The 23,156-nt window shown below is 71.9% G+C and carries 19 protein-coding genes and 1 pseudogene; 17 read left to right on the forward strand and 3 right to left on the reverse strand.

The features are described from left to right. The first annotated feature begins 1 nt into the window (after position 1). The 8 genes from J2W20_RS16980 to J2W20_RS17015 all read left to right on the forward strand — a co-directional run bounded on the left by J2W20_RS16980 (position 2) and on the right by J2W20_RS17015 (position 9,095). On the forward strand, positions 2-757 hold the full coding sequence (locus J2W20_RS16980) for a YebC/PmpR family DNA-binding transcriptional regulator (protein WP_307008069.1): 756 nt from the start codon (positions 2-4) through the stop codon (positions 755-757). 3 nt (positions 758-760) lie between these two features. Next, positions 761-1,396, forward strand: a complete 636-nt coding sequence (gene ruvC / locus J2W20_RS16985; RefSeq protein WP_373458039.1) for a crossover junction endodeoxyribonuclease RuvC — start codon at positions 761-763, stop codon at positions 1,394-1,396. Positions 1,397-1,482: 86 nt separating this feature from the next. After that, positions 1,483-2,124, forward strand: a complete 642-nt coding sequence (gene ruvA / locus J2W20_RS16990) for a Holliday junction branch migration protein RuvA (RefSeq protein WP_307008070.1) — start codon at positions 1,483-1,485, stop codon at positions 2,122-2,124. After that, a complete protein-coding gene (gene ruvB, locus J2W20_RS16995) occupies positions 2,117-3,187 on the forward strand; it encodes a Holliday junction branch migration DNA helicase RuvB (RefSeq protein ID WP_307008071.1) in 1,071 nt (356 codons plus the stop codon). Before ruvA ends, ruvB begins: the two co-directional genes overlap by 8 nt. 130 nt (positions 3,188-3,317) lie before the next feature. After that, entirely contained in the window at positions 3,318-3,782 is a 465-nt protein-coding gene (gene yajC / locus J2W20_RS17000; protein WP_307008094.1) for a preprotein translocase subunit YajC, read from the forward strand. A gap of 72 nt (positions 3,783-3,854) precedes the next feature. After that, a complete protein-coding gene (gene secD / locus J2W20_RS17005; protein ID WP_307008072.1) occupies positions 3,855-5,624 on the forward strand; it encodes a protein translocase subunit SecD in 1,770 nt (589 codons plus the stop codon). Next, entirely contained in the window at positions 5,624-6,619 is a 996-nt protein-coding gene (secF, locus tag J2W20_RS17010; protein ID WP_307008073.1) for a protein translocase subunit SecF, read from the forward strand. The genes secD and secF overlap by 1 nt, the downstream gene beginning before the upstream one ends. Before the next feature lie 40 nt (positions 6,620-6,659). Beyond that, positions 6,660-9,095 (forward strand): RelA/SpoT family protein, encoded by a 2,436-nt coding sequence (locus tag J2W20_RS17015; protein ID WP_307008075.1) that lies wholly within the window; start codon positions 6,660-6,662, stop codon positions 9,093-9,095. Here the strand turns inward: J2W20_RS17015 and J2W20_RS17020 are convergent. The 3 genes from J2W20_RS17020 to J2W20_RS17030 all read right to left on the reverse strand — a co-directional run bounded on the left by J2W20_RS17020 (position 9,092) and on the right by J2W20_RS17030 (position 12,093). Then, positions 9,092-9,682, reverse strand: coding sequence for a hypothetical protein (locus tag J2W20_RS17020; protein WP_307008076.1), 591 nt, complete (start codon positions 9,680-9,682; stop codon positions 9,092-9,094). The two genes, J2W20_RS17015 and J2W20_RS17020, sit on opposite strands and share 4 nt — an antisense overlap. A gap of 135 nt (positions 9,683-9,817) precedes the next feature. Then, positions 9,818-11,293, reverse strand: coding sequence for a DUF349 domain-containing protein (locus J2W20_RS17025; protein WP_373458040.1), 1,476 nt, complete (start codon positions 11,291-11,293; stop codon positions 9,818-9,820). Then, positions 11,290-12,093: a peptidylprolyl isomerase gene (locus J2W20_RS17030; protein WP_307008095.1), complete on the reverse strand. Its 804-nt coding sequence runs from the start codon at positions 12,091-12,093 to the stop codon at positions 11,290-11,292. Before J2W20_RS17030 ends, J2W20_RS17025 begins: the two co-directional genes overlap by 4 nt. Positions 12,094-12,173: 80 nt before the next feature. On the opposite strand from J2W20_RS17030, the gene hisS reads away from it, so the two are divergent. The 9 genes and pseudogenes from hisS to J2W20_RS17075 form a co-directional block, all read left to right on the forward strand. Beyond that, entirely contained in the window at positions 12,174-13,520 is a 1,347-nt protein-coding gene (gene hisS, locus J2W20_RS17035) for a histidine--tRNA ligase (protein WP_307008078.1), read from the forward strand. A 52-nt stretch (positions 13,521-13,572) separates the two neighbouring features. After that, complete coding sequence (gene aspS, locus J2W20_RS17040) at positions 13,573-15,363, forward strand: aspartate--tRNA ligase (RefSeq protein WP_307008079.1); 1,791 nt, start codon at positions 13,573-13,575, stop codon at positions 15,361-15,363. A 102-nt stretch (positions 15,364-15,465) separates the two neighbouring features. Continuing rightward, on the forward strand, positions 15,466-16,899 hold the full coding sequence (locus J2W20_RS17045; RefSeq protein ID WP_307008081.1) for a replication-associated recombination protein A: 1,434 nt from the start codon (positions 15,466-15,468) through the stop codon (positions 16,897-16,899). A gap of 160 nt (positions 16,900-17,059) precedes the next feature. Further along, positions 17,060-17,683, forward strand: a complete 624-nt coding sequence (gene rpsD, locus J2W20_RS17050; protein WP_307008082.1) for a 30S ribosomal protein S4 — start codon at positions 17,060-17,062, stop codon at positions 17,681-17,683. Between the two features lie 121 nt (positions 17,684-17,804). Beyond that, positions 17,805-18,185 (forward strand): DUF948 domain-containing protein, encoded by a 381-nt coding sequence (locus J2W20_RS17055; RefSeq protein WP_307008083.1) that lies wholly within the window; start codon positions 17,805-17,807, stop codon positions 18,183-18,185. A 38-nt stretch (positions 18,186-18,223) separates the two neighbouring features. After that, entirely contained in the window at positions 18,224-18,436 is a 213-nt protein-coding gene (locus J2W20_RS17060; RefSeq protein WP_307008084.1) for a hypothetical protein, read from the forward strand. A 114-nt stretch (positions 18,437-18,550) separates the two neighbouring features. Beyond that, entirely contained in the window at positions 18,551-21,229 is a 2,679-nt protein-coding gene (alaS, locus tag J2W20_RS17065) for an alanine--tRNA ligase (RefSeq protein WP_307008085.1), read from the forward strand. Positions 21,230-21,241: 12 nt separating this feature from the next. Next, entirely contained in the window at positions 21,242-21,793 is a 552-nt protein-coding gene (ruvX, locus tag J2W20_RS17070) for a Holliday junction resolvase RuvX (protein ID WP_307008086.1), read from the forward strand. 5 nt (positions 21,794-21,798) lie between these two features. Beyond that, positions 21,799-23,156, forward strand: a pseudogene (locus tag J2W20_RS17075) (hypothetical protein); the annotation flags it as partial.

The raw sequence follows: 23,156 nt of genomic DNA on the forward strand, positions 1-23,156 counted from the left end.
CATGTCCGGCCACTCCAAATGGGCGACCACCAAGCACAAGAAGGCCGTCGTCGACGCCAAGCGTGCCAAGGCGTTCGCCAAGTACATCAAGACCATCGAGGTTGCCGCGCGCATGGGCGGCCCCGACCTCTCCGGCAACCCCGCGCTCGACCTCGCCGTCAGCAAGGCGAAGAAGAACTCGGTCCCCAACGACAACATCGACCGCGCCATCAAGCGCGGCGCCGGCCTGACCGGCGAGGCGATCGAGTACACCGAGATCACGTACGAGGCCCGCGGGCCGCAGGGCTCGGCGCTCCTCATCGAGTGCCTCACCGAGAACCGCAACCGCGCCGCGGCGGACGTGCGCCTGGCGGTCACCCGCAACGGCGGCTCCATGGCGGACCAGGGCTCCGTCAACTACCTGTTCGCCCGCAAGGGCGTCGTGGTCCTGCCGAAGAACGGACTCTCCGAGGACGACCTGCTCATGGCGGTGCTCGACGCCGGTGCCGAGGAGGTCAAGGACGGCGGCGAGAACTGGATCGTGTACTCCGAGGCCGCCGACCTCCAGGCCATCCGCGACGCGCTGAACGAGGCCGGCATCGAGTACGACACCGACGAGGCGGAGTTCGTGCCCTCGATGGAGGTCGACCTCGACGCCGACGGCGCCCGCAAGTTCGTGCGCCTCGTCGATGCCCTCGAAGACCTCGACGACGTGCAGAACGTGTACACGAACGCGGGCATGAGCGACGACGTCATGGCGGAGCTCGAGAACGACTGAGGCGTGAGCACCCCTGAGGCGCCCGGCGCGCAGACTGCGGGGCCGGGCGCCGCCCTGCGGGTGCTGGGCGTCGACCCGGGCCTCACCCGCTGCGGCATCGGCGTGGTCGACGTCGCCGCGGACCGCCGCGCGACCCTCGTCGCCGTCGGGGTGGTCGGGACGAAGGCCGACGAACCGCTGGACGCCCGCCTGCTGGCCATCGCCCAGGCGATCGACGAATGGCTCGACCGCCACGAGCCGGAGGTCGTCGCCGTCGAGCGCGTCTTCTCCCAGCTCAACGTGAGCACCGTCATGGGGGTCGCGCAGGCCTCGGGCGTGGTGATCGCCGCGGCGGCGCGCCGCGGCATCCCCGTCGCGCTGCATACCCCCAGCGAGGTCAAGGCCGCCGTGACCGGCAGCGGCCGGGCGGACAAGGACGCCGTCACCCGCATGGTCACCAAGATCCTCCGGCTCGAGACGGCCCCCCGTCCGGCGGACGCCGCCGACGCCCTCGCGCTCGCCCTCGCCCACGCGTGGCGGGGGAGCGCCCCCGGCTCCCCCTCCGCGGTGGGACGCACGACGGCGATGCCGGCCACGGCGCTCACGGCCGCGCAGCGGCTGTGGCAGGAGGCGGAGGCGAAGGCACGCCGCGGCCGGTGAGCCGGATCGACGCCGTCGGCCGCTAGAGTTCTCGTAGATATGTTCGGATCCAACGGCCACGGCAACGGGCAAGGCAAGGGGTATCGGTGATCAGCTTCCTCCACGGTCCGGTCGCCCACGTGGGGCTCTCCTCGGGAGTCATCGACGTCAACGGCGCGGGCATGGCCTTCTGGGCGACGCCCCAGACCCTCGCGGGCCTCCGGGTCGGGGAGGAGGCCACGGTGCACACCTCCCTCGTGGTGCGGGAGGACTCCCTGACCCTCTTCGGGTTCGCCGACGGCGAGGAGCGTGAGGTCTTCGAGGTGCTGCTGGGTGTCTCGGGGGTGGGGCCGCGGCTTGCCCTGGCGGTCCTGGCCGTCCACAGCCCGGAGGCGGTCCGGGTCGCGGCGCACTCGGAGGACGCGAAGGCCTTCACGAAGGTGCCCGGCATCGGGCCCAAGGTGGGCGCCCGGCTCGTGCTCGAGCTCAAGGGCAAGCTCGTCCCGCTCGGGACGGGGGAGGAGCCTGCCTCCGCTGCGCCCGGCACCGACGCGCCGTGGAAGGCGCAGGTCATCGAGGCGATGGCGTCGCTCGGCTGGAGCGAGAAGGACGCGGCCGCGAGCATCGAGAAGGCGATGGCCGACGCGCCCGAGGTCGCCGCGTCGGGCAGCGTCCCCGAGATCCTCAGGGCCACCCTGCGCTGGCTGGGTCAGGGCGCGCGGGCGCTGAAGGCCGGGGCCCGTGGCTGAGCCGTCCCTCGTGGCGAGCCAGGAGGAGCCCGAGGAGCGGGCCCTCGAGGCGGCGCTGCGTCCCAAGTTCCTCGACGAGTTCGTGGGGCAGGGGCGGGTGCGCCGCCAGCTCTCGCTCGTGCTCGAGGCGAGCCGGATGCGCGGCCGCACCGCGGACCACGTCCTGCTCTCCGGGCCGCCGGGGCTGGGGAAGACCACGCTGGCCATGATCATCGCGGGGGAGATGAACGCGCCGCTGCGCATCTCCTCCGGCCCCGCGATCCAGCACGCCGGCGACCTCGCGGCGATCCTGTCCTCGCTCTCGGAGGGAGAGGTGCTCTTCCTCGACGAGATCCACCGCATGTCGCGTCCCGCCGAGGAGATGCTCTACATGGCGATGGAGGACTTCCGGGTCGACATCGTGGTGGGCAAGGGCGCGGGCGCCACAGCGATCCCGCTGGACCTGCCCCCGTTCACGCTCGTCGGGGCCACCACCCGGGCGGGGCTCCTGCCCGGGCCGCTGCGGGACCGCTTCGGATTCACCGGGCACCTCGAGTTCTACACCGTGGAGGAGCTCGAGCTCGTGCTGCGCCGCTCCGCGGGGCTCCTGGACCTGAAGGTGACCTCCGCCGGGTTCAGCGAAGTCGCCGGGCGGTCGCGCGGCACGCCGCGCATCGCGAACCGGCTCCTGCGCCGGGTCCGGGACTGGGCCCTCGTGCACGGCATCGAGCAGATCGACGCGCGGGCGGCGGGAGCCGCGCTGGACATGTACGAGGTCGACGCGCGGGGCCTCGACCGGCTCGACCGCGGGGTCCTGACCGCGCTCGTGACCAAGTTCGGCGGCGGCCCCGTGGGGCTGTCCACCCTGGCGATCGCCGTGGGCGAGGAGCCGGAGACGGTGGAGACCGTGGCCGAGCCGTACCTGGTCCGCGAGGGCCTCATGGGGCGCACCCCACGGGGCCGGATCGCCACGCCGCTGGCCTACGAGCACCTGGGCCTCCCGGTTCCGGCGACCGCGCCGTTCGCCGAGAGCGCAACCCTCTTCGGTCCGGGCTCGGACGAGGCCGGCGGATCGTTGGACTGATCGGAGCAGCCCGCCGGCGTGCCCTTAGACTGGGATCACACCCTCGCGTGGCCGAGGGCCCCTATGCTGCGCCCGGGACCCGCCCGAACGCTACCCGAGCCCCACACAGATTGGACCTCGTATGGACCTGATGACCATCCTCCTGCTGGCTGTCTTCGCCTTCTTCATCTTCACGATGTTCCGGCGGAACAAGAAGACGCAGCAGCAGCAGGCTGAGATGCAGTCCAAGTTCCATCCCGGCGTGGAGGTCATGACGAGCTTCGGGCTCTACGGCCGGATCGTCGCGGTGAACGACGCCGAGAACAAGGTGGTCCTCGAGCTGAGCCCCGGCAACGAGGCGACCGTCCACCGTCAGGCCGTCACCAAGGTCGTCGAGCCCACCGTCCCGGCCGCCGGCGAGTCCGCCGCGCCGATCGCCGACGCCGGCGAGGGCACCGCGCCGATCGCCGACCCCCGGGAGGCCGGCGCGGCGCCGTCGTCCGGGATCACCCTCGGCAAGAACGAGGAAGCGGCCCCCCGCCCGGAGGACCGGCTCGACGAGACGCCCGAGGAGACCCTTCGGCGCCTCAACGACGAAGGCAACACCAGCAAGTAGCCGAACGCGCCGCCCGGCCACCGCCGGGCGGCCCCGCGCCGACAAGGCGCCGTCCCCCATCGAAGGACCACCATGGCACGATCCCGCACGCGGCCGGGACTGAAGACCCTCATCTCACTCGGCGTCATCCTGCTCGCCCTCGTCGGCATCCTCGGCGGCGGAAAGCTGGCCGGGCAGGCGTCCTGGGCGCCGAAGCTCGCCCTCGACCTCGAGGGCGGCACAGAGATGATCCTCGCCCCGAAGGTCTCGGGCGGCTCGCAGATCAACCAGGACCAGCTCAACCAGGCCGTCGAGATCATCCGCCAGCGCGTGGACGGCTCGGGCGTGTCCGAGGCCGAGATCAGCACGCAGTCCGGACGGAACGTGGTGGTGAGCCTCCCCGGCACGCCGTCCGCCGAGACGCGTCAGCTCATCCAGGCCTCGGCGGACATGAACTTCAGGCCCGTGCTCACGACCGGCGATCCGGCAGCGGTCCCCGCGGACCAGCGCCTCACCCCCGACAAGCTCCCGAAGCCGACGGCGGCCCCCAAGAACGCCAGCGACACCAACTGGATCACCGCCGACGTCTACAAGCAGTACGAGGCGCTCGACTGCACCAAGCCGCAGCCGGAGAGCACCCAGCGCTCGGACCCGAACAAGCCGCTCGTGACCTGCGAGCCCGCCGACGGGTCGCGGCCTGCGGCGAAGTACATCCTCGGCCCGGTCGAGGTCGTCGGGACGGACATCGCCGGCTCCTCCTTCCAGCTTCAGCAGGGCCGCCAGGGCGCCGTCACCAACGAGTGGGCCGTGAACATCCAGTTCAACGACGCCGGCACGCAGAAGTTCAAGGCCGTGACCGAGCGACTCAACGGCTACTACGTCGCCGACCAGAACGACCCCAAGGCCCAGTTCGCGATCGTGCTGGACGACAGGGTCCTCTCGGCGCCGCGGACCCAGGCCGTGATCACCGACGGCCGCCCGCAGATCACCGGCAACTTCACCCAGCAGAGCGCCCAGGCGCTCTCGGACCAGCTGCGATACGGCGCGCTGCCGATCAGCTTCGAGATCCAGAGCGAGGACCAGATCTCGGCGACGCTGGGCACCCAGCAGCTCGAGATGGGGCTCCTCGCCGGCGCGATCGGCCTGCTCCTCGTGGTCATCTACTCGCTGTTCCAATACCGCGCGCTCGGCTTCGTCACGATCGCCTCGCTCGTGGTCGCCGGTGCGCTGACGTACCTCGCGATCGCCATCCTCGGCTGGACCGAGAACTACCGCCTGTCCCTGGCAGGCGTGGCGGGCCTCATCGTCGCGATCGGCCAGACGGCGGACTCGTTCATCGTCTACTTCGAGCGCATCCGCGACGAGCTCCGCGAGGGCCGCGGGCTGGTCTCCGCTGTGGAGAACGGGTGGAAGCGCGCCAAGCGGACGGTCCTGGCCTCCAAGGCCGTGAACCTGCTCGCGGCGGTCGTGCTGTACTTCGTCGCGGTCGGCAACGTCCGCGGCTTCGCGTTCACCCTCGGCCTCACCGCGATCGCCGACCTCATCGTGGTCTTCATGTTCACCCACCCGATGCTGCAGGTGCTCGCCCGCACCCGGTTCTTCGGGGAGGGCCACCGCTTCTCCGGCCTCGACCCGGAACGGCTGGGCGCCGTGCCCCTCTACCGTGGGGCCGGCCGGCTCCGCGAGGCCTCCGAGGCGGCCAGGGCCAACCTCAAGCCCAAGAACGCCGCCGCCGCGCGCGAGGCCGGCCGGCGCATGACCATCGCCGAGCGGCGCGCCGCTGAGGCGCAGAAGCAGTCCGAGATGACCGCGGCCTCCGGGCGGAGCGGCCGCGCGTCCAAGGGCGCGGGGGAGGAGAACTGATGTCCAACTTCTTCGCACGCTTCGGCAACGAGCTCTACACCGGGAAGCGCTCCTACCCCTTCGTGGAGCGCAAGAGGGTCTGGCTGGGCGCGGCCGCGATGCTCGTGCTGATCTCAATCCTCATCCCGGTGCTCACCGGCGGGTTCAACCTCGGCATCGAATTCCGGGGCGGCAGCGAGTTCCGGATCTCCGACACGGCCTCCACCGACGTCCACCGTGGCGAGCAGGCCGTGGACTCCGTGGCGCCCGGCAATCAGCCCCGGGTGAGCAACATCGCGCCCGGGACGATGCGGGTCCAGACGGAGCGGCTCAGCGACACCCAGACCCTCGAGGTGAAGGGCAAGCTCGCGGCCTCATACGGGGTCGCGGCGGACCATGTCACGTCCTCGTTCGTCGGGCCGACGTGGGGAGCCGACGTGTCCAAGCAGGCCCTGCTCGGCTTCGTGATCTTCGTGGTCCTCGCCGCCGTGCTCATGGCGCTCTACTTCCGCACGTGGAAGATGTCGCTGTCCGCGCTCACCGGCATGTTCGTCACGATGATCATCACCGCCGGGGTCTACGCGGCCAGCGGGTTCGAGGTCACGCCCTCGGCCATCATCGGGTTCCTGACGATCCTGAGCTACTCGCTCTACGACACCGTGGTGGTCTTCGACAAGATCCGCGAGAACACCGCCGACATCACGGCCTCGACCCGCCGGACCTTCGCCGAGGAGGTCAACCTCGCCGTGAACCAGACCCTCGTGCGCTCGATCAACACGATGATGGTGGCCGTGCTGCCCGTCGCCGCGATCCTCTTCATCGGCGCCGGCCTGCTCGGCGCCGGCACGCTGCGGGACCTCTCGCTCGCGCTGTTCGTCGGCATCCTCATCGGCACCGCGGCGACGATCTTCATCGCCGCCCCGATGTACGCCGGGCTGCGCGAGCGGGAACCCGGCCTGCGCAAGCAGGCCGAGCGCGTCGAGGCGCGTCGGTCCTCGGCGAACGCGGCCGTCTGAGCAGCCCCCGGGGCATACACTGAGGGAATCCCGTCAACGAATGGAGGTCCCCTCGGTGGTGGAGCGTCCGACGTCGTCCCCGGCCCCGGCAGGGGCGCCCGGTGCCGCGGGAAGCGGCACCGGGGGCCCGTCGTCGCCCGCGCGCACGGCGTCCCCCGCACCGCAGGCCTCCCCTGCGCCCGCCGGCGTCGGCGGCAACAGCCTGCTCGAGCGCCCCACGCTCGGACGCCGTGACTGGTCCTTCGCCCGCCTGGCGCGGCTGACCGGACGCGGGCCGAGCGCCCACTCGCCGATCCTCGAGCCGCTGCTGCGCACCGTGCGCGCCAACAATCCGCGGGAGGACTTCGACCTCATCCAGCGCGCATACGAGGTGGCCGAGCGCAGCCACCAGGGCCAGAAGCGCAAGAGCGGCGATCCCTACATCACCCATCCCGTCGCGGTCGCCACCATCTTGGCCGAGCTCGGCATGACCGGGACGACGCTCGCGGCGGCCCTCCTGCACGACACGGTCGAGGACACCTCGTACACGCTCGAGCAGCTGAAGAAGGACTTCGGGCCCGAGGTCGCCATGCTCGTGGACGGGGTCACGAAGCTCGACAAGGTCCAGTTCGGCGAGGCCGCCCAGTCGGAGACCGTGCGGAAGATGGTCGTGGCCATGGCCAAGGACATCCGCGTGCTCGTCATCAAGCTGGCGGACCGGCTGCACAATGCCCGCACGTGGCGCTTCGTCTCGCCGGAGTCCTCGGCCCGCAAGGCCCGCGAGACGCTCGAGATCTTCGCGCCGCTCGCGCACCGGCTCGGCATGAACACCATCAAGTGGGAACTCGAGGACCTCTCCTTCGCCGCGCTCTACCCGAAGGTGTACGAGGAGATCGTGCGCATGGTGGGGGCGCGCACCCCCGAGCGTGAGAAGCAGCTCTCGGTGATCCGCGCCCAGATCGCCGACGACCTGCGCGCTGCCAAGATCAAGGCCGAGATCACGGGACGCCCCAAGCACTACTACTCGATCTACCAGAAGATGATCGTCCGCCAGAAGGAATTCGACGACATCAACGACCTGATGGGCGTGCGGGTGCTGGTCGACTCGGTGCGCGACTGCTATGCGGTGCTGGGCACCCTGCATGCGCGGTGGAACCCGCTCCCGGGCCGGTTCAAGGACTACATCGCGATGCCGAAGTTCAACATGTACCAGTCGCTCCACACGACCGTGATCGGGCCCAGCGGGAAGCCGGTCGAGATCCAGATCCGCACGCATGAGATGCACCGGCGCGCCGAGTATGGCGTCGCGGCGCACTGGAAGTACAAGGACCAGCCGCGCGCCCAGAGCCACACGCCCGACGGCAAGGCCTCCGAGATGGGCTGGCTCCGCTCGCTCGTGGACTGGCAGCAGGAGACCTCGGACCCGGGGGAATTCCTCGACTCGCTGCGGTTCGAGATCAACGCGAAGGAAGTCTTCGTCTTCACGCCCAAGGGCGAGGTCATGGCCCTGCCCGCAGGGTCGACGCCCGTGGACTTCGCCTACGCGGTGCACACCGAGGTGGGCCACCGGACCATCGGCGCCAGAGTCAACGGCAAGCTCGTCCCGCTCAACAGCGAGCTCAACCACGGCGACTGGGTCGAGATCTTCACGTCCAAGGCCGAGGGAGCCGGCCCCAGTCAGGACTGGCAGCACTTCGTCAAGAGCGCCCGTGCCCGCAACAAGATCAGGCAGTGGTTCTCGAAGGAGCGCCGCGAGGAGGCCATCGACAAGGGCAAGGAGCTGCTCACCCGCGCGATGCGCAAGCAGAACCTCCCGCTCCAGCGGCTCCTCAGCCACGACGCGCTGCTCGCCGTGGCCCAGGAGTTCCGCTACCAGGACATCGCCGGGCTCTACGCCGGGATCGGCGACGGCCACGCGTCGGCCCAGTCGGTCGTTGAGAAGCTGGTGGACAGCCTCGGGGGCGCGGCGGGCGCGGCCGAGGACATCGCCGAGACCATCGCGCCCACCAAGGGCAGCATCCCGCCCAAGTACTCCAACTCGGGCGTGATCGTGAAGGGCGTCGGCGATGTCTGGGTCAAGCTGGCCCGCTGCTGCACGCCGGTGCCGCCGGACCCGATCATCGGGTTCGTCACGCGCGGCTCCGGGGTCTCGGTGCACCGGACCGACTGCACGAACATCGCCACCCTGCGCGCCGAGCCGGACCGCATGGTGGACGTCGAATGGGCTCCCACGCAGTCGAGCGTGTTCCTCGTCGAGATCCAGGTCGAGGCGCTCGACCGCAAGAGCCTGCTCTCGGACGTCACCCGCGTGCTCTCCGAGAACCACGTGAACATCCTCTCCGCGCACGTGCACACCTCCACCGACCGGCTGGCCGTCTCGCGCTTCGCGTTCGAGATGGGCGATCCCAAGTACCTCAGCCACGTGCTGGGGGCGGTGCGCCGCATCGACGGCGTCTTCGACGTCTACCGCACCACCGGCAACCGGCGCCGCACCTAGCCGAGCCGGCCGAGCACGGCGCGGGCCCTGTCCTTGTGCGGCTGCCGGGGCATCTCCTCCAGTCCCGCGGACACGAGGGCTGCCGTGAGCCCCAGCCCGGGATGGCCGAGAAGGCGCCGCAGGACGGGCAGCGCCGCGCGCTCCTCGCAGTGGAGGGCGAGGTCGAGCGCGGTGCGGAGCCCGCTCGTCACCTTCAGCCCGGCGATGTCGACGACGTCGAGCTCCCCGAACCGCACCTCGTGGACCAGAAGCCGGTCCCCGGTGCCCAGACGGGCGAGCCGCCGGGTGCTCTCGACGAGCATCACCGGCCGCTCCGGGGCCGGCGCGCACCCGAGGATCCACGCCGCCGTCATCCGCCCCGCGACGGTCCGCTCGCGGACCCGGGACGTCAGCGTCTGTGCCAGGGCCCGCGCCCGGAGCTGGGACGTCGGCCGCACCGCCGCGGGCACGTACACCTGGGCGAGGATGCGGCGCACCACCCCGTCGGATTCCATCGCCTGCAGCTCGACGGCGCTGAACGGCCGGCCGGCCGTGAGCACGGGCGGACCGCCGAGGCCCGTGCCGCGGGGGAGGAGGAAATCAGGCATACGGCCATGATGCCCGCCGGAGGCCCGCGGGCGCGCGCCCCGGCCGAGACCTGTGGACAACCGGCCGTCCCGCGGATGCGCCGAGGGCCCGGAACCGCGTGGCGGTCCGGGCCCCCGACAGGGAGCGGAGCGGGATCAGCCGAGCTCGCCGGCGGACTTCTGCAGCGTCGTGAGCCAGAGGCGCCGTGCGTCGAGCGCCTCCTGGGCCTTCGCGGTGGCGCGGGCGTCCCCCTTCGACTGGGCCGCCGCCAGCTCCTCCTCGAGGGTCGTGATCGACGCCTCGAGCTGGCTCAGGGCGGAGTCGGTGCGGGCCTTCGTCTCGGGATCGGTCCTGCGCCAGTTCTCGTGCTCGGCCTGCGCCACGGCATCCTCGATCCGGCGGAGTCCCGATTCCATGCGGCCCATGTCGGCCCGCGGGACGCGGCCAGCCTCTTCCCACCGGTCGCGGATCGACTGGAGCGCCTTCTTGGCCGCGTTCAGGTCCTGCACCGGAAGGATCTGCTGGGCCTCCGCGAGGAGCGCCTCCTTGACCTTCAGGTTGGACGAGTACTCCCGGTCCACCGCGTCGTTGGCGGCCTGGCGCGCCTCGAAGAACACGTTCTGGGCGGCGCGGAAGCGGACCCAGAGGGCGTCGTCCTCCTTGCGGCTCGCGCGCGGAGCACCCTTCCACTCCTCCATGAGGCGCCGGTACTCGCCGGCCGCCCAGCCCCAGTCGGTGGAGGTCTGGAGCGTCTCTGCCTCGGCGATGAGCCGCTCCTTCACGGACTTCGCCTGGGCATTGATGCTGTCCAGCTGGGAGAAGTACGCGCGGCGGTGCCGGTCGAACTGGGTCCGCGCGGCCCGGAAGCGCTTCCACAGCGCGTCCTCGGCCGCCCGCCCGAGCCGAAGCCCGGACTTCTGGGACGCCTTCCACTCCTCGAAGAGCTCGTTCATCCGGGCCCCGCTCGACTTCCACTGCGTCCGCTCGGGGTCCTGGCCGCTGATCTGCTCGGCCTCGGACACGATGGCCTCGCGCCGTGCGAGCTCCTCGGCCCGCGCTGCCTCATGCTGGGCCTTCTCGGCGGCCTCCGCCTGGACGAGCGACTGCTCGAGGGCGTCGAGGCGGCCCTCGGCCGCCCGCACGTCGCCGACCATCGACCGCTCGGCGAGCTGGGCGCGAAGATGGGACGCGGCCTTGCGGACGTCGGCCACGGCGGCGTGGGAGGCCACGCGCTGCTCGAGGAGCACGATCTGGGCGAGGACGTCCTCGTACTTGCGGGCGAAGTAGGCCAGTGCCTCGTCGGCGGAGACTCCCGGGTACTGCCCGACGGGGTGCTCCTCGCCGTCAATCGTGAGGAAGACGTGCCCGTCGCCCTCGACGCGGCCCCACTTGGACGCCTCGGCGAGCGAGACCGGCGCCGCAGCCGGAACGGTGGCGACGGCGGGGGCAGGGGAGGGCGCGGCCGGCGCAGCCGGCTTGAGCTTGGCCGCGAGCGCGGCGGGGGACGGAACGGATGCGGCCGTTGCGGCCGCGGTGTCGTCGGATTTCTGACTTTCGGTCACCGCTAGAACTCTTTCGATTGTGGTTTGTCCTTCGGATGGGGCTGCCGGGGTACCGGCAGCCCACGTCACTTCACCGTGAACGAGTCTATCGTGACTGGCGTCACGGGAGCCCCGTCATTGCCCGTCTTGACGCCCTTGGCGGCGATCGCCCGGACGACGTCGAGGCCCGAGGTCACGCGGCCCACGATCGTGTAGCCGCCGGCGCTGTCCGCAGGAATGGTCGTGTCCTTGTACACGATGAAGAACTCCTGGCCGTTCCCGTAGGCGTTGCCTGCCGTCCGGGCGACCGCGATCGTGCCCGCCGGATACTTGCCGTCGGCGGGAGTGTTCTCCAGCGGTCCCCAGGTGTAGGCGGGGTCGGAGGAGCCGTCGGCCTTCTGCCCGCACTGCAGGAGGGCGAAGGCCGCGCCGGTGGTGAGCCTGCCGCACTGCCGGCCGTTGAGCGCCCCGGACTGGCCCAGCGAGGAGAAGACGGCCGCGGCCTGGGGGGCCTTCGTGCCATCGAGCTCGACGCCCACGGCCTTGCCGTTGAGCACGAGGCTGCCGCTGAAGGTCTTGCCGGCGGCGGTGTCCGGCTTGGGGATCTGCGGCCCGTTCGTCTGGGCTGCGCTGGGGGCCGCGCTCGGGGTCGGCGCCTCGAGCCCGGCCTGGGCGGCGGCGTACTCGGAGGCGGTGGGGTTGGAGGCGAAGACGGTTGCCTGCAGGACGGCCGCGAGGACGACTGCCGCCGCGGCAGCCGTGGCGGCGATGGTGTTGTCCCGCCGGCGTCGCTTCTCCTTGCCCCTGCGCAGCTCGGCCTTCGCGTCCATGAGCTGGATGCGACGGCGGTCCTCACGCACGTTCCGCTTGGCCACCGGGCAGTCCTCCATCCGCACGCTCATCTCGGGGTGCCTGAACAGGCGCATAAACTTGTGCAGCAATCAGTCTACGCACAAGGAGTTTGTCCCCCATGGCACGTACCGCCTCGCTGTCCGGATTCCCCGAGTGGCTTCCGCAGGAGAGGCTCGTGGAACTCCATGTGCTCGACACGCTCCGGCGCACCTTCGAGCTGCATGGCTTCGCGTCGATCGAGACCCGCGCAGTGGAGACCGTCGGCCAGCTTCTGCGCAAGGGCGAGATCGACAAGGAGGTCTACGGCCTCTCGCGGCTCCAGGACGACGAGGACTCGGCGAGCCGCGACGACGCGAACGCCCTGGCCCTCCACTTCGACCTGACCGTGCCGTTCGCCCGCTATGTCGTGGAGAACGCCGGATACCTCGCCTTCCCGTTCCGCCGGTACCAGATCCAGAAGGTCTGGCGCGGGGAGCGTCCGCAGGAGGGGCGGGCGAGGGAGTTCACCCAGGCGGACATCGACGTGGTGGGCGACGGCGAGCTGCCCTTCCGCTACGACGTGGAGCTGGCGCTGGTGATCGCGGAGGCGCTCTCCGCGCTGCCGATCCCGCCGTTCCGGCTGCGGATCAACAACCGCAAGCTGGCCGAGGGCTTCTACCGCGGCATCGGGCTGACGGACACCGCCGGGGTGCTGCGCAGCATCGACAAGCTCGAGAAGGTCGGCCCGGAGCGGGTCGCCGAGCTGCTGCAGGAGGAGCTCGGGGCCACGCCGGAGCAGGCCAAGGCCGCCCTCGAACTGGCCTCCATCCGGACCGAGGACACCTCCTTCGCCGACCAGGTGCGTGCGCTCGGGGTGGAGGACGAGCTCCTCGCCGAGGGGCTCGCCGAGCTCGAGGAGGTCATCGCCGCGGCCTCGGCCGCGGCCCCCGGCAAGGTCGTCGCGGACCTGAGCATCGCCCGCGGACTCGACTACTACACCGGCACGGTCTACGAGACCGTCCTCGTGGGCCACGAGCAGCTGGGCTCGATCTGCTCCGGCGGCCGCTACGACGCCCTGGCCACGAAGGGCTCCCGCAAGTTCCCAGGAGTCGGGCTGTCCATCGGTGTCACCCGGCTCGTGTCTCGCATCCTCAGCCAGGGCCTGGCGAGCGCGAGCCGCTCCGTGCCCACGGCCGTGCTCGTGACGCTCGCCGACGACGGCGCGTGGCCGGCGGCCCAGGGCATCGCTGCCAGGCTGCGCGGCCGGGGGATCGCGGTGGAGGTCGCGGCGAAGGCGGAGAAGTTCGGCAAGCAGATCAAGTACGCGGACCGGCGCGGGATCCCCTTCGTGTGGTTCACCCACGCCGACGGCACCCACGAGGTGAAGGACATCCGCTCCGGCGAGCAGGTCGCCGCCGACCCCGACTCCTGGATGCCGCCGGCCGAGGACCTCGTGCCGCGCATCGCCGCCGCGCCGTCGGCCTGAGGCCTGCGGGTAAACTCGATCCGAACCACTCGTCCCTACTGAAAGAAGAGCTGTGCTGCGCACACACGGCCTCGGAACGCTGCGTCCCGAGCACATCGGACAGACCGTCACCCTCGCGGGCTGGGTGGCCCGCCGCCGAGACCACGGCGGGGTGGCCTTCGTCGACCTGCGGGACTCGACGGGCGTCGCCCAGGTCGTGGTCCGGGAGGAAGAGGTCTTCCACGGCCTGCGCAACGAGTTCGTCCTCCAGGTGGTCGGCACCGTGGAACGCCGCCCGGCCGGCAACGAGAACCCGCAGCTCGCCACGGGCGAGATCGAGGTCATCGCCGAGAAGGTGGTGGTCCTCAACACCGCCGATCCGCTGCCGTTCCAGGTCGACGAGCACGTCGAGGTCGGCGAGGAGGCGCGCCTGCGCCACCGCTACCTCGACCTGCGGCGCCCCGGCCCCGCCCGCGCCATGCGGCTGCGCTCGGAGGCGAACCGCGTGGCCCGCGAGCTGCTCCACGGCGAGGACTTCGTCGAGGTCGAGACCCCGACCCTGACCCGCTCGACCCCCGAGGGCGCCCGCGACTTCCTCGTGCCCGCCCGCCTCGCGCCGGGCTCGTGGTACGCCCTCCCGCAGTCCCCGCAGCTGTTCAAGCAGCTCCTCCAGGTCGGCGGGATCGAGAAGTACTTCCAGATCGCCCGCTGCTACCGCGACGAGGACTTCCGCGCGGACCGCCAGCCCGAGTTCACCCAGCTGGACATCGAGGCCAGCTTCGTCGAGCAGGACGACATCATCGCCCTCGGAGAGCGGATCGTCGCGGCCCTGTGGCAGCTCATCGACGTCGAGGTCCCGACCCCGATCCGCCGGATGACCTACGCGGAGGCCATGGCCAAGTACGGCTCGGACAAGCCGGACCTGCGGTTCGGGCTCGAGCTGACCGACCTGACCGAGTACTTCAAGGACACGACCTTCGGCGTCTTCAAGGCCCCGTATGTGGGCGCAGTGGTCATGCCCGGCGGCGCCTCGCAGCCCCGGCGCACACTCGACGCCTGGCAGGAGTGGGCCAAGCAGCGCGGCGCGAAGGGCCTCGCCTACGTCCTCTACAAGGAGGACGGCGAGCTCGCGGGCCCCGTCGCGAAGAACCTCACCGACGCCGAGCGCGAGGGCCTCGCGGCCGCCGTCGGCGCCGAGCCGGGGGACTGCATCTTCTTCGCCGCCGGCGAGCAGGGCCCCTCACGGGCGCTGCTGGGCGCCGCGAGGGTGGAGATCGGGCACCGCACGGGGCTCATCGACCCGTCCGACTGGGCCTTCGTGTGGGTCGTCGACGCCCCGCTGTTCGAGGCATCGGCCGACGCCAAGGCCTCCGGCGACGTCGCCCTCGGCTACTCCGCCTGGACCGCCGTGCACCACGCCTTCACCTCGCCCAAGCCCGAGTTCCTGGACACGTTCGACACCGACCCGGGCGAGGCCCTCGCCTACGCCTACGACATCGTGTGCAACGGCAACGAGATCGGCGGCGGCTCCATCCGCATCCACCGGCGCGACATCCAGGAGCGCGTGTTCAAGGTCATGGGCATCGGCGCCGACGAGGCCCAGGAGAAGTTCGGCTTCCTCCTCGAGGGCTTCAAGTACGGCGCCCCGCCGCACGGCGGCATCGCGTTCGGCTGGGACCGGGTCGTCGCGCTCCTCGCGGGCGTCGACTCGATCCGGGAGGTCATCGCCTTCCCGAAGACGGGCGGCGGCTTCGACCCCCTCACGTCCGCGCCCGCCCCGATCACCCCGGAGCAGCGCAAGGAGGCCGGGGTCGACGCCAAGCCGGAGCCGAAGAAGGGCTCCGAGGCCGGCCTCCCCGCCTGATCGGCAGCGCACGACGGCGAAGGCGCGGCTCCCGCTGGGACCCGCGCCTTCGCCGTCGGTGCCCGTCCTGGAGTGTCGGCGCGCGGAGGTAGCGTAGTGGCAATGGAAGATCTGTTCGGTTCCGGTGACGGCGACACCGGCGAGGACGCGCCGTCGTCCGCCGCGGGCGGACGCGCCGCGAAGGCGGCCCGCGACGCCCAGCGCAGCCCGCTCGCCGTCCGCATGCGCCCCCGCACGCTCGACGAGGTCGTCGGCCAGCAGCACCTGCTCGGCGCTGCCTCTCCGCTGCGCCAGCTCGCGGCGGGTGCCGCAGCCGGCGGCGGCACCCAGTCCGTGACCGGGCCCAGCTCGGTGATCCTCTGGGGCCCTCCCGGCACGGGCAAGACCACGCTGGCCCACGTGATTGCCCGCGGTCCGGGCCGCAAGTTCGTCGAGCTGTCCGCGATCACGGCCGGGGTCAAGGACGTCCGCCGCGTCATGGACGAGGCACTCACCGCGCGCGACCTGCACCGCACCACCACCGTGCTGTTCCTGGACGAGATCCACCGCTTCACCAAGGCACAGCAGGACGCGCTCCTCCCCGGCGTCGAGAACCGCTGGGTCGTCCTCGTCGCGGCGACCACGGAGAACCCCTCGTTCTCGGTCATCTCGCCGCTGCTCTCCCGCTCCCTCCTGCTCACGCTGCGGCCCCTCACCGACCAGGACATCCGCGGCCTCGTGGAGCGGGCGGCGACGGACCCGCGCGGCCTCGGCGGCGCCGTGAGGCTCTCGGACGACGCCGCGGAGCACCTCGTGCGCCTAGCGGGCGGCGATGCGCGCCGCGCGCTCACCGCGCTCGAGGCGGCGGCCGCCGTCGCGCTCGGCCAGGCGCACGACGACGGGCCAGAGCCCGCCGGACCGGTCACCGTCGTGGTGGCCCACACCGAGAAGGCGGTCGACGCCCACGCCGTGCGGTACGACCGCGCGGGGGACATGCACTACGACGTGGTGAGCGCGTTCATCAAGTCGATCCGCGGCTCCGACGTCGACGCGGCCCTGCACTACCTGGCCAGGATGGTCGAGGCAGGGGAGGACCCGCGCTTCATCGCGCGCCGGATCGTCATCTCGGCCGCGGAGGACATCGGGATGGCGGACCCCACCGCACTCCAGACCGCGGTCGCGGCGGCCCAGGCCGTCCAGCTGATCGGCATGCCCGAGGGGCGGATCGTGCTCGCGGAGGCCGTGGTCCACCTCGCCACCGCCCCGAAGTCCAACGCCGCCTACCAGGGCATCAACGCGGCCATCGCCGACGTCCGCGCCGGCCTCGGCACCGGCATTCCGCCGCACCTGCGCGACGCGCACTACGCGGGAGCGGAGCGGATCGGGCACGGCAAGGGCTACCGGTACGCCCACGACGCCCCGCACTCGGTGGCCCGACAGCAGTACCCGCCGGACGACCTCGTGGGCAAGGACTACTACGTGCCCACGGCCAACGGCGCCGAGCGCGAGCTGCAGGCGCGGGTCGAGCGCCTGCGCGGGATCGTCCGCGGCAGCTGACCCCCCGCATCCGTGCTAGGCTGGATGACCGTCTGGCACGTCCGGGCCGCTGCCCCCTGCGTGGGGTGCGCCCGTCGGTAGCAGAAGGCAGTCGCGGGCCAATGCTCTCCACCTCGGGAGGCCAGGAATCCACACGCCGCGGCACAATGAAAGGACACACGTGTCGAGCACTCGTGCCCGCCGTCAGACGCGCCTCTCGCGCTCTCTCGGCCTCGCCCTCACCCCCAAGGCCGCCAAGTACATGGAGCGCCGCCCGTACGGCCCCGGTGAGCATGGCCGCGCCCGCAAGAAGCAGGACTCGGACTACGCGGTCCGCCTCCGCGAGAAGCAGCGCCTCCGCGCCCAGTACGGCATCCGCGAGGCGCAGATGACCCGCGCCTTCGAGGAGGCCAAGCGCACCAAGGGCCTCACCGGTGAGAACCTCATCGAGCTCCTCGAGATGCGCCTCGACGCCCTCGTGCTCCGCGCCGGGTTCGCCCGCACCATCGCCCAGGCCCGCCAGCTGGTCGTGCACCGCCACATCACCGTCGACGGTGCTCGCGTGGACCGCCCGTCCTTCCGCGTCGCCGAGGGCCAGCTCATCGGCGTGCACCAGCGCTCCGAGACCATGACGCCGTTCCAGGTCGCCGCTGCCGGCGCCCACCGCGACGTCCTGCCGGCCGTCCCCGGCTACCTCGACGTCAAGCTCGAGTCCCTCCAGGCCCGCCTCGTGCGCCGCCCCAAGCGGACCGAGATCCCGGTGACCTGCGAAGAGCAGCTCGTCGTCGAGTACTACGCCCGCTGATCCGTCCCGCCCCCGGGCGGACGGGCCAGTTCGAGGAGCCCGCGGCGCGCGCCGCGGGCTCCTCGCGTGTGTAAGGTAGCCAGAGGGTGCGCGGGCGAGCCGTGCGCCGGGAGGAGGAACCGTGTCCGGAGGGGACATCGCAGGACTCATCGCCGCAGGCGTTTTCGCGGTGCTCGTGGCCCTGCTGGCCGTGCCGATCCTGAAGCTCGGGCGCGTGCTCGACGAGCTCCGCGCCTCGATCCGCACCCTCGCCGACGGCGCCACCCCCCTCATGGACGAGGTGACCATGACCGTCACCACCACCCACGAGCAGCTCAAGAAGGTCGACGGGATCGCCTCCAACGTCTCGGACACCACTGCGAACGTCTCGGCGCTGTCCTCGCTCGTCGCAGCCACCGTCGGGTCCCCGCTCGTGAAGGTTGCCGCGTTCTCCTACGGCGTCCGGTCGGCCTTCGCCCAGCGGCAGAGGACCCCCCGCGCCTCCGGCCGCCGCAGCCGCTGACCGGTACCCCCGGCAGCAACCAAGGAAGGGAAACCGTCGTGAAGCGCATCGTGTGGCTGTCCGTGGGCGTGGCGCTCGGCGCCGTCGCCTACCAGAAGATCGCCGCGGCCCGCTCGCTCGCCTCGCCCGGGGGCCTCAACCGGGCCGTCGCCTCGCTCGCCGACAGCGTGGCGCACTTCGCGGACCAGGTGCGCGCAGGGATGGCGGAGCGCGAAGGGGAGCTGCGCCAGGGCCTCGGCCTGGGGGACTAGCTCCCGCGCCTAGAATTGATGAAGGCATCCGCGCCCACCGGTGCGCGGGTCCGCTGGCCGTCCGGCGCCGCGGCGCGCCGCGTCCACTCGTAGAGAAGGTTGAAGAACACGCCCATGAAGTCGCACGAGATCACCCGACGCTGGATCGACTACTTCGTCAGCAAGGGGCACACGGCGGTGCCCTCGGCGTCGCTCGTCTCGAGCGACCCCTCCCTGCTGTTCACGGTGGCCGGCATGGTCCCCTTCATCCCCTACCTCACCGCCCGCGAGGAGCCCCCCTTCCCGCGCGCGACGAGCGTGCAGAAGTGCATCCGGACGGGGGACATCGAGGAGGTCGGCAAGACCGCCCGCCATGGCACCTTCTTCCAGATGTGCGGCAACTTCTCCTTCGGGGACTACTTCAAGGAGGACGCGATCCGCTTCGCGTTCGACCTGCTGACGAAGAGCGTCGACGACGGGGGCTACGGCCTGCCCGCCGAGAAGCTGTGGGTCACCGTCTACGAGGACGACGACGAGGCCGCAAACCTCTGGCTCACGCACACCTCCATCCCGGCCGAGCGCATCCAGCGCATGGGCAAGAGCGACAACTACTGGTCCACCGGCCAGCCCGGTCCCGCGGGCCCCTGCTCCGAGATCTACTACGACCGTGGCCCCGGCTACGGCGTCGAGGGTGGTCCCGCGGCGGACGACAACCGCTACATCGAGATCTGGAACCTCGTGTTCATGCAGTACCAGATCGAGAACGTGCGCTCGAAGGTCGACTTCGACATCGTCGGAGAGCTGCCCCAGAAGAACATCGACACCGGCCTCGGCATGGAGCGCCTCGCGATGATCCTCCAGGGCGTCGAGAACATGTACGAGACCGACCAGGTCCGCCCCGTGATCGACAAGGCGGCCGAGCTCTCGGGCAAGGAGTACACCTCCGCCGAGACCGCCGCCGACCCGCACCACACCGACGACGTCCGCATGCGCGTCGTCGCAGACCACGTCCGCAGCGCCCTCATGCTCATCGCCGACGGGGTCACCCCCTCCAACGAGGGCCGCGGCTACGTGCTCCGCCGCCTCATTCGGCGTGCCGTGCGCGCCATGCGCCTCCTCGGCGTCGACAAGCCCGTGCTTCCCGAGCTCCTGCCGGCCTCGCGCGACGCCATGAAGGGCGTCTACCCGCAGGTCGAGAAGGACTTCGACCGGATCAGCCGCATCGCCTACGGCGAGGAGAGGGCCTTCCTGCGCACCATCGCCGCCGGCACTGCGCGCCTCGACGACGCCGTGCGGGCCTCGAAGGCGGCCGGTTCGCCGCTGTCCGGCGAGGAGGCCTTCGCGCTCCACGACACCTACGGCTTCCCCATCGACCTGACCCTCGAGATGGCTGAGGAGGCCGGGGTCTCCGTCGATGAGACCGCTTTCCGGGCCCTCATGGAGGACCAGCGCCAGCGCGCCCGCAAGGATGCCAAGGAGAAGAAGTCCGGCCACGCCGACCTCACCCTCTTCCAGGAGCTGCACGCCGCCGGAGACACCGTCTTCACGGGCTACACCGAGCTCGCAGGCGAGTCCCGGATCCGGGGCCTCGTCTCCGCCGGCTCCCGCGTCGACCGCGCCTCTGCCGGCGAGGAAGTGGAGATCGTCCTCGAGGAGACCCCGTTCTACGCCGAGGCCGGCGGCCAGGCCGCCGACCGCGGGCTGATCAGCGCCGACGGCGTGCTCGTCGAGGTGCTCGACGTCCAGCGCCCGATCAAGGGCCTCTCCGTCCACAAGGGGATCGTGCGCGAGGGCGAGCTGAGCGCCGAGGCCCTCGTGCGCACCGCGGTCGACCGCGAGCGGCGCCACGGGGCCGAGCAGGCGCACACCGCCACGCACCTCGTCCACGCTGCCCTGCGCCAGATCCTCGGGCCGGAGGCCGTCCAGCGCGGCTCCTTCAACAAGGCCGGCTACCTGCGCTTCGACTTCGCCTGGGGCGAGCAGCTCTCCGGCGCGGCCCGGAGCGAGATCGAGGAGGTCGCGAACCTCGCGATCCGGGACAACTTCGTGGTCAACACCGCCGAGATGCCCCTCGCCGAGGCGCGGGCCGCCGGAGCCATGGCCCTGTTCGGGGAGAACTACGGCTCGCGCGTGCGCGTCGTCGAGATCAACGGGCCCTGGTCGATGGAGCTCTGCGGCGGCACGCACGTCGACTCCACCGCGCTCATCGGCAGCCTGACCATGCTGGGCGAGCAGTCCGTCGGCTCGGGCAACCGCCGCGTCGAGGCGTACGTGGGCCTGGACGCGTTCCGCCACCAGGCCGCCGAGCGGGCCCTCGTCTCCGAGCTCAGCGAGATGTTCAAGGTGCCCTCGGCGCAGCTCACCGACCGCATCTCCGCGACGCTCGAGAAGCTCAAGACGGCAGAGAAGGAACTCGAGCGGCTCCGCAAGGAGAAGCTGGCAGCCTCCGCGGCCGCCCTCGTGGGCACCGCCAAGGACGTCGCCGGGGTACGCCTCATCACGCACGACGCCGGGGAGCTCGGTTCCGCGGATGAGCTGCGGGCGCTCGCGCTGGACCTCCGGGCCCGGCTCGGCTCGGGCGCGGCCGCGGTCGCGGTGGCCGGCATCGCCAAGGGCCGCCCCGCGGTCCTCGTCGCCACCAACGAGGAGGCCCGCGCCGCCGGCGTCAGGGCCGGTGCCCTCGTGCGCACGGCCGCCGGGATCCTCGGCGGCGGCGGCGGCGGCAAGGACGATGTGGCCCAGGGCGGCGGCACCGACCCGTCGAAGATCGTCGACGCGCTGGGGGCGATCGCGGCAGCGGTCGCCCAGCGCTAGCGGGCGCCGCCTATGACCACCCCCCATCGCGAGGAGCGCCCCTTCCCGCGCGGCGTGAGGCTCGCCGCTGACGTGGGCACGGTGCGGGTCGGCGTCGCCGTATGCGATCCCGACGGCATCCTCCCCACGCCGCTGAAGACCTTGGCCCGCGACCCGAAGCGCAACAGCGACATCACAGTCCTGGCCAAGGAAGCAGCAGCCCGCGGCGCGGTCGAGGTCTTCGTGGGCCTGCCGAGGACACTCGCGGGCCGGGAGACCCACTCCGCGGAGCTGGCGAGGGCGTTCGCCCAACGCCTCGCCGTCGCCCTTGACGCGGCCGGCACACCGTGCGGCGTCTGGCTCGTGGATGAGCGGTTCAGCACCGTCGAGGCCCAGCGCAACCTGCGGGCCGCGGGCATGGACTCTCGCGAGCAACGTAGAGTGGTGGACCAGATGGCGGCGGTGGGTATACTCCAGCACGCGCTGGACCTGATCCGTGGCCGCGGCGAGGCCGGCGACCCTGTGGGTGTCCCGGATCCGCGGAATGGGGAGACCCGCGGCGACGACTCGGATGTGAGAGGCTAGCGAGAATGGACCCCCAGGACAACACGACCCCGGCCGTGCCTGACCGGCCCTTGACCCGCCGCGAGATCCGCGAGCGGGAGCGCGCCCGTCAAGAGGAGCAGCAGCGGCTGCTCGCTCCCCAGCGGCGTGCCGCCTCTCCTCCGCCCTCCGCGTTCCCACGGTCCGCCTCCGCGCCCGACGGCGCGGCGAAGGCGGCAGATGCCGCCCCGACGACCGGGACCGGCACGGGGTGGGACACCGTGCCCTCCCAGGTCCGCCCGCCCCAGAACAGCGCCCCGCCCCCGAGCGCGGCCTCCCCAGCCCGGGACGGCGCGACCGCGGACGCCGAGGGTCTCCGCGCCGGCACCCCGCATGGGCGCCGCCGCGCCCGCTCCTTCGAGACGTCCGACTCGGCCGTCCCCCCGACCTCTGCCACGATGGGCTGGGGCGCCTACCCGCCGTCGTCCGGCTCCCAGGCCCCCGCGTACTCCCCGCCGTCGGCGATCCCGTCCGCCGAATCAGGCGCGCCCTCGGTCCTGCCCGCACCCGTGCCCGCTGCACGCCCCGCGGCCGCCGCGTCCCCGGCGCGGCCGCCGGCCGCCGGAACGGCGGCCCCCACGGGCAAGGCCGACCCCGCGGCCACCTCCTACCTGCCCGCCGTCCCCGAGGCCCAGCCCGCCACCCGGCTCGTGGACCGGGTCCCGGCGCGGTCCGAGGACGCGCCCATCCGCCGCAACGTGTTCCCTGCTGCCGCGCAGGCCTTCACCCGCGGCGCGGCCGGTCCCGCCGTCCTCGAGCCCGAGGCCGCCCCTGCCCACGCTCCGGCCGGTGACGCCCCCTGGGGGGATTCCGCCCACGGACTGCATGACGACGCCCACGGCGCCGACTTCCTGGGCGCGGCCGACCACGGCCACCACGCCCTCGCCGAGGACGACCACCCGCTCGACATCTCCCTTCCTCTCGATCCCGGCCACGGGGTCTTCGGCGAGCCCGTTGCGCCGAGGCCCTCCCGGCGGTCCCGTCGGTTCCGCGTCCTCATCGGGCTCACCCTCGCCCTCGCGCTCTTCGTCGGAGCAGCGCTGATCGGGGTCCAGTTCCTCAAGCCGCTCCTGGGCATCGACCAGGTCACGGACTATCCAGGCCCCGGCTCGGGCTCGGTCGTGGTGACCGTCCAGCCCGGATCCGGTCCGGCCGCCGTGGCCAGCTCCCTCAAGCAGCAGGATGTGATCGCGGACGCGGGGACCTTCCTCAAGGCCTTCGCGGCCGCCGGCGGCGACCTCCACCCCGGGGACTACACGTTCAAGAAGGAGATGAAGGCCTCGGATGCGGCGGCGATCCTGGCCGGCACGGACAGTGCGAAGGTGGTCTACTTCGCGCTGAGTGC

Source organism: Sinomonas atrocyanea (assembly GCF_030812675.1).
GTDB classification, from domain to species: domain Bacteria; phylum Actinomycetota; class Actinomycetes; order Actinomycetales; family Micrococcaceae; genus Sinomonas; species Sinomonas atrocyanea_B.